Annotated in this window: 10 protein-coding genes; 3 read left to right on the forward strand and 7 right to left on the reverse strand. The window is 73.0% G+C overall.

Annotated features, from left to right (window positions below; translation table 11 throughout):
• Positions 1-12 precede the first annotated feature (12 nt).
• The 5 genes from N912_RS49785 to N912_RS49790 are packed head-to-tail and all read right to left on the reverse strand — an operon-like array spanning position 13 to position 5,929.
• A complete protein-coding gene (locus tag N912_RS49785) occupies positions 13-801 on the reverse strand; it encodes an ABC transporter permease (RefSeq protein WP_169747818.1) in 789 nt (262 codons plus the stop codon).
• Positions 798-1,556 (reverse strand): ABC transporter permease, encoded by a 759-nt coding sequence (locus N912_RS0105995; protein WP_028921726.1) that lies wholly within the window; start codon positions 1,554-1,556, stop codon positions 798-800. Before N912_RS0105995 ends, N912_RS49785 begins: the two co-directional genes overlap by 4 nt.
• Positions 1,553-2,485 (reverse strand): daunorubicin resistance protein DrrA family ABC transporter ATP-binding protein, encoded by a 933-nt coding sequence (locus N912_RS0106000; protein ID WP_028921727.1) that lies wholly within the window; start codon positions 2,483-2,485, stop codon positions 1,553-1,555. The genes N912_RS0105995 and N912_RS0106000 overlap by 4 nt, the downstream gene beginning before the upstream one ends.
• Positions 2,482-2,727, reverse strand: coding sequence for a phosphopantetheine-binding protein (locus N912_RS0106005; protein WP_028921728.1), 246 nt, complete (start codon positions 2,725-2,727; stop codon positions 2,482-2,484). Before N912_RS0106005 ends, N912_RS0106000 begins: the two co-directional genes overlap by 4 nt.
• Positions 2,711-5,929, reverse strand: a complete 3,219-nt coding sequence (locus tag N912_RS49790; protein ID WP_051579740.1) for a non-ribosomal peptide synthetase — start codon at positions 5,927-5,929, stop codon at positions 2,711-2,713. Before N912_RS49790 ends, N912_RS0106005 begins: the two co-directional genes overlap by 17 nt.
• A gap of 69 nt (positions 5,930-5,998) precedes the next feature.
• Here N912_RS49790 and N912_RS0106015 point away from each other — a divergent pair, with 69 nt between their 5' ends.
• Positions 5,999-7,315 (forward strand): salicylate synthase, encoded by a 1,317-nt coding sequence (locus N912_RS0106015; RefSeq protein ID WP_028921729.1) that lies wholly within the window; start codon positions 5,999-6,001, stop codon positions 7,313-7,315.
• A 54-nt stretch (positions 7,316-7,369) separates the two neighbouring features.
• Here N912_RS0106015 and N912_RS0106020 read toward each other — a convergent pair whose 3' ends face one another.
• Together N912_RS0106020 and N912_RS49795 are read right to left on the reverse strand one after the other, a co-directional pair.
• Entirely contained in the window at positions 7,370-7,936 is a 567-nt protein-coding gene (locus N912_RS0106020; protein ID WP_028921730.1) for a class IV adenylate cyclase, read from the reverse strand.
• Between the two features lie 93 nt (positions 7,937-8,029).
• On the reverse strand, positions 8,030-8,560 hold the full coding sequence (locus tag N912_RS49795) for a helix-turn-helix domain-containing protein (protein WP_211261134.1): 531 nt from the start codon (positions 8,558-8,560) through the stop codon (positions 8,030-8,032).
• 146 nt (positions 8,561-8,706) lie between these two features.
• On the opposite strand from N912_RS49795, the gene N912_RS63275 reads away from it, so the two are divergent.
• A complete protein-coding gene (locus N912_RS63275) occupies positions 8,707-8,958 on the forward strand; it encodes a hypothetical protein (protein WP_028921732.1) in 252 nt (83 codons plus the stop codon).
• Complete coding sequence (locus tag N912_RS63280; protein ID WP_028921733.1) at positions 8,952-9,368, forward strand: hypothetical protein; 417 nt, start codon at positions 8,952-8,954, stop codon at positions 9,366-9,368. The genes N912_RS63275 and N912_RS63280 overlap by 7 nt, the downstream gene beginning before the upstream one ends.
• Positions 9,369-9,384 lie beyond the last annotated feature (16 nt).

Here is a 9,384-nt window from a genome sequence, read left to right on the forward strand (position 1 = left end):
CGACCCTAGCAATTAGGCAAGGCTGACCTTCGCGAACCGGCGGGCTCCCCATACGACGCCGCCGACGGCCATGGCCCCGAACCACAGCGCGGTGCCGGCCAGGGCGCCGGTGTCGAGCGCGCCCTGCGCCCCGCCGCGCATCGCGTCCACCGCCATGCTGATCGGCATCACCCGCACCGGCCAGCGCAGCGCGTCGGGGTACCACTGCGCCGGGACGAAGCCGGTGTTGTAGAACATCAGCAGCAGGTACACCATCGTGACCCCGGCCACCGACTGCGCCGAGCGGGCGCCCAGCGCGAACGCGAACACCAGCGCGCCGAGCCCGACCGCCACCCAGGCCGCGACCAGCAGGAACACCAGCGCCCCCGGCGGCCCGCCCGCAAACCGGAAGCCGAACCCGTGCCCGACGGCGGCCAGCACGACCGCCCCGGCGAGCACCCTGGCGACCTCGGCGAGCAGCCAGCCCAGCGGCACCGACGCGCGGTGCACCGGCATCGAGCGGAACCTGCCGAGCAGCCCGGAGCGGCGTTCGGCCAGCAGCGACTGCGCCGCCGACGCCCCGCCGAACATCACCGAGATGAGCACGCAGAGCACCAGGTGGCCGGTCACGCTGCCGGCGCCGGTGACCTGGTCGAGCGCTGTGCCGAGCACGACGCGGAAGACGACGAAGAGCACGATCGGGAAGACGACGGTCTGGATGACCACCTCGGGCTCCCGCGACCAGCGGCGCAGCACCCGGCCGGCCTGGATCAGGGCATGCCCGACGGCGCTGTGCAGGCCCCGCTCGGAGGGTGCGGTCACCCGGACCACCCGCCCGACCGGAAGGACCGCGCCGCGAGCAGCGCCGCCGCGAGCGTGCCGACGCCGAGCCAGCACGCCGTCGCGGCCACGGCACCGGCGGCGGGAACACCGGACGCCAGCCCGCGCATGGTGTCCACCGCGACCGAGACCGGCTGCCAGCGCACCAGCGGTTGCAGCCACGCCGGGAAGTCGGTCGCCGGGACGAACCCGGTGGACAGCAGGACCAGCACCATCTGGACGGCCATCAGCGCCTGGGCCACCGCCTCGGCCCGCGCCCGCCCGGCCGCGAGCGCCGAGGCCGCCGTGCACGTCGCCACCGTGAACCAGGCCGCGACCGCGACGAAGCCGACCGCGCCGGCGAGGCCGTTGTGGAACCGGAAGCCCAGCATCGAGGCGGCGGCCAGCAGCACGACCAGCCCGGCGGCGAACTTCGCCAGGTCCGCGGCGAGCCGGCCGGCGAGCGGGGCGATCCCGGCGACCGGCATCGTCCGGATCCGCCGCAGCAGGCGCCGGTCCTCCCCGACCGCGAGCGCGGAGCCGATCGCGGTGAAGAACGCGGACTGGATGACGATCACGACCGGGAAGTACTGCGCGTAGTCGATGCCCCGCGCCTGCATCACCCGGTGCATCGGGCCGTAAAAGCCGAGCAGGTACACCAGCGGGATGACCAGCGCGGACACCACCTGGCCACGGTCTCGGACGGCCTGCTGGACGCCGCGCCCGGCCAGCGCGCGGCACTGCGCCGGCGCGCTCACGCGGGGTGGCCGGTCAGGCGCAGGAACACGTCGTCCAGGGTCGGGCGGCGCAGGGCGATGTCGGCGACCCGGATGCCGGCGGCGTCGAGCAGCCGCACCGCCTCGGTGAGGTCCTCGGCGCCGCGCGGGGCGGGCAGCGACAGCACGCCGTCCCGGACGAACGGCGTGGCCAGCGCGGACAGGGCGCGGGCTGCGTCCTCGACCTCGGTGGCGGCGAGCGGCCGGACCTCGCACTGGGTGCCGCCGACCTTGTCCTTCAGGGCGTCCGGCGTGCCCTCGGCGATCACCCGGCCATGGTCGACCACCACCACCCGGTCGGCCAGCATGTCGGCCTCCTCCAGGTACTGGGTGGTCAGTAGCACGGTCATGCCGCCGTCGCGCAGCGCGCGCACCCGCTCCCACATGCCCAGCCGGCTCCTCGGGTCCAGGCCGGTGGTCGGCTCGTCGAGGAACAGCAGCGACGGCGCGCCGACCAGGCTCACCGCGATGTCGGCCCGGCGCCGCATGCCGCCGGAGTAGGTCTCGACCCGGCGGTCGGCGGCCTCGGTCAGGTCGAACTCGTCGAGCAGCTCCCGCGCCCGGGCGCGGGCGTCGGCGGGGCGGCGGCCCAGCAGGCGGGCGAACAGCACCAGGTTCTCCCGGGCGGTCAGTTTTTCGTCCACGGCGGCGTACTGGCCGGTCAGCGCGATCCGGGCGCGGACGTCGGCGGGGTGGGTGAGCACGTCGAAGCCGGCCACCTCGGCGCGCCCGGAGTCCGGGCGCTCCAGCGTGCTCAGGATGCTCAGCGCGGTGGTCTTGCCGGCGCCGTTCGGGCCGAGCACGCCGACGATCTCGCCGCGCTCGACGGTCAGGTCGAGGCCGTCGAGCGCCCGGGTGTCGCCGAAGGTCTTGACCAGCCGCTCCGCCCGTACCATCGGCGGCTCGGTCATGAGGGATACGCCTCGTCGATCAGGCGCGCCCAGGCGGACAGGGTCGGCTCCTCGGACATCGCGACCAGGTCGACCTCCACGCCGTGGCGCTGCCACACCGACGCCAGGCGCATCATGGCCATCGAGTTGAGCCCCCTGGCGAACAGGTTGTCGCCGTCGCCGAGGCCCTCCGGCCGTTCGGACAGCAGCTCCGCCACGGCCCGGCGCACGCCGTCGATGGTCAGCTCATCCGGTCTGCCCACGCGCTTCCCCCCAAACTGTCGACTCCAGCCGGCCGGCCAGCTCGTCCTCGCTGAGGCCGGACACCTCGAGGTACACCTCGGCGACGCGGTCCAGCCGCGCCCGGTCACCCGCCGCCTCGGCCACCGCCTCCGCGAGCGTGGCCACCGTGGACGCGGCGAACAGCGCGGTCATCGGCAGGTCGGGCAGCAGCAGGGCGTCGCGGATCTCGGCCATCGCGCGCATGGCCAGCACGGAGTGCCCGCCGAGGGCGAAGAAGTCGTCGTGCCGACCGATCTCGTCGATGCCCAGCGTGCGCCGGCACACGTCGGCCACCGCGCGCTCCAGCGTCGTGTCCGGCGGCTCGACCTCGCGCGGCCCGTCGGCCACCGCCGAGAGCGCCGCACGGTCCACCTTCCCGTTCGCGGTCAGCGGGAACCTGTCGAGCACCCGTATCCGGGCCGGCACCAGGTGCGGGGGCAGCCGTTCGCGCAGGTGCGCTCGCAGCTCCTCGTCCGGCGGCGGCTGACCGGTCGCGATGACGTGCCCGGCAAGGCCGTCGTGGCCGGGGCCGTCCTCGCGGGCCAGCGGGGTGACCACCGCATCGGCCACCGCTGGGTGCGTACGCAGCGCCGCCTCGATCTCGCCGGGCTCGACGCGCTGGCCGTGCACCTTCACCTGGCTGTCGGCGCGGCCGACGAACTCGATCACCTGGCCGGGCAGCAGCCGGCCCAGGTCGCCGGTGCGGTAGAGCCGCTCGCCGGTGCGCGGGTGGCAGACGAACCGCTCGGCGGTCCGCCGGGGGTCGCCCCAGTAGCCCCTGGCCACCCCGGGGCCGGCGCAGTACATCTCTCCCACCGACCAGAGCGGGCGCTCGCGCAGCCGCTCGTCCAGCAGGTGGTATCGGGTGTTGGCGATGGGGTGCCCGTAGGGGACGCTGCCGGTGCTCGGTTCGTCCGGCCGCACCCGGTGCCAGATGTTCCACAGCGTGGTCTCGGTGGGCCCGCCGACGCTGACGAACTCGGCCGGGCAGCCCAGCTCGCGCAGCCGTCCGGGCAGCCGGACCGGGATCCAGTCGCCGCCCTGCAGCAGCAGCCGCAGCGACGCCAGCGGCGCGCCGTCGTCGCCGAGGTGGGCCAGCAGCATCTCCGTCATCGCCGGCACCGAGTTCCACAGCGTCACCTCGTGCCGTTCCAGCAGCTCCGCCCAGTGGGCCGGGTCGCGCGCGCGATCGCGGTCCGGGATCACCACGCTGCCGCCGGCGCCGAGCACGCCGAACAGGTCGAACGTGGACATGTCGTGGTGCGGCGCGGTCAGGGCGAGCGCGCGGTCGGCGGGCGCGAGCGCGAACTCCTCGGCGGTGGCGCGCAGGCAGTTGACCATGCCCCGGTGCTCGATCATGACGCCCTTGGGCTCGCCGGTGGAGCCGGAGGTGAACAGCACGTAGGCGAGGTCGTCCGGGCCGGCCGGGCAGGGCAGGTGGACGTCGGCGAGGTCGTCGCGGGCGCCGCCGTCGCGGACCTGGTCGACGTCCAACACCGGTCGTCCGCCCGGCTCCTCATGCAGGCCGGAGCGGGTGAGCACCGCGCGGGCGCCCACCCGCTCCAGTAGGGAGCGAACGCGCGCGGCGGGCTGGCCGGCCTCGATCGGCACGTACGGGGTGCCGGCGAACAGCGCGCCGTAGGCGGCGGCCACCTGTTCCCAGCCCTTGTCCAGCACCACCGCGACCGGCTCGCCGGGCCGCACGCCGGCCTCGCGCAGCCAGCACGCGACCCGGTCGGCGTAGCGGCGCAGCCGCCCGTACCCGATCCGTTCGTCACCGGCGAGGACCGCGACCCGATCAGGATCGGCGACCGCGCGCGCCAGGAAACCGTCCTGCACCAGCGCGTCCGGGATGCCCAGCGGCGGCCCGGCCAGCCCGCTCCCGCCGCCGGGAACGACGTCGGCGGCGGACCAGCCGGACGGGTCCGGCTCGGCCAGCGCGTGCAGGCTGCTCACGAACGCCTCGGCCATGTCGTCCACCAGCTCCGGGCGCAACACCTCGGTCACGAAGTCCCAGTTGCCCACCAGCGCCCCGCGCGGGTCTACCTCGACCTGCACGTCCAGGTACACCTGCGGCGTCTGGGAGATCGCGTAGACCGGCCGCAGCCGCTGGCCCAGCAGCGCGTCCGGCCCGGACTCGAACCCGATGGTGCTGGTGAACACCACGGGCATCATCGTGCTGCCGGCGCCGCCGAGCAGGCGCAGCAGCTCGACACCCGAGACGTCGCCGTGCTGCAGGTCGCGCAGCAGTTGGCGCGCCGTGGCCCTGACCCTGGTGAGGAGGTCGGCGCCCGGCTCGTGCTCCACGGCGAGCAGGGTGAACGACGCGAACTCACCGAGCACCCTGTCGACGTCCGCATGCCGGGGCTGCCGGTTCATCCGAGGCAGGTTGACGGTGAGCCGCCGCCGGTCCGCCCAGCGCGCGAGCGTCTCCAGGAAGACGGTGACCACCAGCGCGGTCGGGGTCAGCGAGCGCTCGGCGCACCGCTGGGCGAGCACGGCCCAGCGCTCCGGATCGACGGTGAACGGCCGGGTGGACCAGCTCGGCCGGCGCACCAGCTCCGGGGCGGTGCGGTGCGGCAGCGCGGGCGGCGGCGGCAGCACGGGCACCCGGTCGGCCCAGTAGCGCTCGCTCCGAGGGCGCGCGCCTTCGTCGGAGGCGAGCACGTACTCCCGGAACGTGTACCCCAGCGGCGGCAGGTCGGCGTCGTCGTAGTACGCCGTGAGGTCCGCCACGAGCAGCTTCCAGCTCAGGTAGTCCAGGGTCAGGCCGTCGAAGCTGATGTGCACCCGGCTGGTGTCCTCGTCCAGCAGGGTCACCGCGACGCCGAACAGCGGCCAGGCGTCCGGCGGGCGCACCTCGTGCGACATCCGCTCCCGCCGCCCGTCGAGCAGCGCCGCCCGCTCCCGCTCGCCCAGTCCGCGCGCGTCGTCGACCTCGATGGGCAGCTCCGGCACCTCGGGCAGCACCCGCTGGCGCATCGCGACCGGGTCGATGACCAGCCGCAGCGCGTCATGCCGTTCGATCACCCGCCGCCACGCCGCCCGGAACCGGTCCAGGTCCAGTCGGCCCTCGAACACGTAGTAGCCGTGGGTCGACACCGATCCGAGCGGGAACGCGGTGCCCCGGCCGATCAGATAGGCCTGTTGCTGTTCGTTCAGCGGGAACCAGTCGTTGCACACTTCCCAAGAGATTAGGCGAGGCTTACTTTAGTTACAAGGGCGGACACAGCGGAGGGGGACGCCGGGAAGATGGCGACGAGCCACGAGGTCACGTTGGACGGGCACGACGATCCGGTCGGTTTGGCGGCGCACCTGGCGGCCAGCGGGGAGTTCGGGCAGTACGTCGTGTACGAGCGGGACAGCGAGATCATCCTGGCCGCGGATCCGTCGGCCGAGGTCGTCCTCGATCGCGACGGCGTCCGGGTGCACGGGTCGGCCGGCACCCGGCGGGTGACCTGGACGGACGACCCGCTGGGCGTGCTCGGCGGCGTGGTGGGCGAGCTGATGTCGCCCGGCCGGCCGATGCTGGGCTGGGCCACGTTCGAGCTGGGCTACGCGCTCGCCGGGCAGCGGCACCTGCTCGACGAGGCCACGCTCGCGCACCTGATGCTGCCCGCCACCGTGGTGCGGATCACCGGCTCGACGGTGTGGATCAGCACCACCGGCCGGGACCGGCTGGAGCGGCTGCGCGAGCTGGCGCGCGGGCCGATCATGGCGGACGACAGGCCGGGCATGGCGGTGAGCACCGACGCCGGCGACCCGGGCGGCTACCGGACCGACGTGCGGCGGGTGGTCGAATCGATCAACGAGGGCGCGCTGGCCAAGCTGATCCTGTCCCGCGCGGTGCCGCTGCCGCTGCGGGCGGACCTGCCGGCGACGTACCGGCGCGGCCGGGCCGGCAACACCCCGGCGCGGTCGTACCTGCTGCGGCTGGGCGACTGGCACAGCGCGGGCTTCTCCCCCGAGACCGTGGCCGAGATCGACGGCGACGGGTGGATCGTCACCCACCCGCTGGCCGGGACGCGGGCCAACGGCCAGGGCACCGAGCGCGACTCCCGGCACCGCGACGAGCTGCGCAACGACCCGAAGGAGATCTACGAGCACGCCGTCTCGGTGAAGCTCGCCCACGACGACCTGGTGCCGATCTGCGAGCCCGGCTCGGTGTCGGTCAGCGACTTCATGGTGCCCATCGAGCGCGGCAGCGCCCAGCACCTGTCCTCCACGGTGCGCGGCCGGCTGGCGTCCGGGCGCTCGGGCTGGGACGGCCTGGCCGCGGTGTTCCCGGCGGTGACCTGCTGCGGGATTCCTCGGGCGTCGGCGATGCGGCACCTGCGCGAGCTGGAACGGCAACCGCGCGGGCTCTACGGCGGGGCGGTGCTGCTGGCCGAGCCGGACGGGGCGCTCGATGCGGCGCTGGTGCTGCGCGCGATCTACGACAAGGACGAGCGCACCTGGCTGCGCGCCGGCGCCGGGATCGTGGCCGGCTCCGACCCGTTCCGCGAGTACGAGGAGAGCTGCGAGAAGCTGCGCAGCGTGGCCCCCTACGTCGTCCCGGAGGCCGTCTAGGTTCTCCTCGCGAACTAGTCCGATGGGGGCCTCGGCGGGGCGGGTGAGCGGGTCTTAGCCGCGCTGCGCAGCCACGGCGTCGGTGTACGCCTCGCGCGTGTAATCGCCGGGGCCGATGCCCAGCTCACCGAGCACCGCCTTCACCGCTCTGAGCGCGGCGTCCACGTCATCCGGATGCGCGGCCGTCTCTAGCTCGATGAACGTCTTGCCGGCCAGCTCCGGCACGGTCACCACGGTGGCCAACAGCTCCCATCCCCGGGCGGAGAACCGGTAGTTCACACAACGCTTCTCGAACGAGATGACCTCTTCCACACCGAGAGTCGTTAATACGGTCACCAACACGTCGGCCTCGGCCGCCGTAGTCTCGTGCTCCGGTTTCGAGCCGCTGTCGTCGTCCACCGCGGGTTCTTTGTAGGTCAGCAGTACCCGACGCTCGCCGGTGTCGTCGGTGACGGTGCGGACCCGTAGCTCCCGGCCCTGCTCGGTGAACCGCCGGTCAGGGAAGTCGAAATACCGGTCGGCATAGGTGGACCGGATGCTGTCGGCGCGGTTCGCCAGCAGCCGGTTCAGCCGGTCGGGGTCACGCACGACGGCCTTCAGTTCCGCCTCGATCGTCGCCACGGTCGGGACCCTAAACGACCCGGCGGGCGGTACGGCGCAACTCTTCGATGAACCGGCGGAAGCCCCGGTGTAGCGCCCCATGGGGAGATCCGGTTATCCGGTACATCGGGCTGGTGTGGCCCTCGTGGCTTTCCCCGAACGCGGACACGAACATCGTGGAGTCCAGACCGATGACCACAAGCCCAGGATGCCCAGGCCACGGACCGCCAGCACCTCGATCTCGCGGGCGGTGGGTGCCAAGCCGTGGATGTCGTTCAATGCGGTGGACTGCGAGGGGTACACGGCCAGGATCTCAGCTCGCCCGGACGCGCCGAGGTGGTCCAGCCCAGCGGGGTGTCGCGGAGCTAGGCCGAGTTGCATCCGTGCGTCGTCCGGCATGCCAAGACCGTCCGCGATGCGCTCGAACAGCTCCAACGTCGTGACCGAGCGGCTACCGCGCATGATCTCGGATACCCGGCCCTGAAGGACGCCGGTGGCGGTCGCTATCCGGCTCTGGCTGGCCCCCGCGTACCGCTGGGCGGCGCGGAAAAGGCCGGCCACGTCACGTTCACGCAACGCCCGCCGCACTTCGGGTCGACCCCATGCCCAGTCTGGCAGCGCAAGCGGCACCGCGACGTCAGCCACCCGACAAAGCTACATCTCACGGTGAGATACCTGTCATGGGATGGGTTGGCCGCCGAGTTGGTGATCATGCTTGTTAGGTGCATCGCTATGTCGACCGCCAACTGCCACCGCAGACGTACAGCGTCATCCCGTCCAGAACAGGCGGTGTGCATGCCGTCCTTGACGGGATCATCCGCAACGCCTTCTACGAAGGCACGCTCGGCAAGGGCCTACCGGCGGTCCGCGGCGCGAGAGTGCACCCGATCGGGCACCTCCCGGCCAGGAACGCGAAGCTGCACGGTGGCTGTGTCACCGCGCTGGAGAGCCTGACCGGGGCCGTGGAGCCCCGTCCCGGCCCCGGTAACCCGCTACTCGGACAGATGGCACGGCTGTACCCGTCAGGGGACGGTTCGTGGTGATCGACTACGGAAGCGGACCAGGACGGGACCACGAACCCACGTCGATCTCCTCGACGGTTGCCACGTTTGGGTTGTTGCCGTGTCTGACTGACTTCTGTGTCCACGCGGTCGACGACCCGAGCAAGCCCTACCCGAATCCCGTGTGTGGGCTTGCGATCCAGCCGGCGTACTGGCTGCCGGCCGCGGCCGGCCCGGCCAGGTTGTGTCGGTACTGCGGCCGGGCGATCCACAACCTTCCCCCGGGCAAGATCAAGGTCTACCCGGCAGCCGCTGCCCGGCACCGGTACGAGGCCGCGCAGCCGGGCTACGTCCCGTGGCCGCTGTTGGAGTTCTGGCGCAGGCGCCTGGTGCGGCAGTTTGACCTCCGCATCCGTGTCGCTGTGGAAACGGGGTGGCCCCGTGCCGCCTAACCGGCTGGAAGGCGTC

It is taken from the genome of Actinospineispora acaciae DSM 45401, from assembly GCF_000620785.1.
Classification (GTDB): Bacteria; Actinomycetota; Actinomycetes; order Mycobacteriales; family Pseudonocardiaceae; genus Pseudonocardia; species Pseudonocardia acaciae.

What these genes read in the sequence shown, in the direction of transcription:
- N912_RS0106015 (WP_028921729.1), top strand. Translation starts at nt 5,999, where the DNA reads ATGGCGACGAGCCACGAGGTCACGTTGGACGGGCACGACGATCCGGTC.
- N912_RS0106000 (WP_028921727.1), bottom strand. Translation starts at nt 2,485, where the DNA reads ATGACCGAGCCGCCGATGGTACGGGCGGAGCGGCTGGTCAAGACCTTC.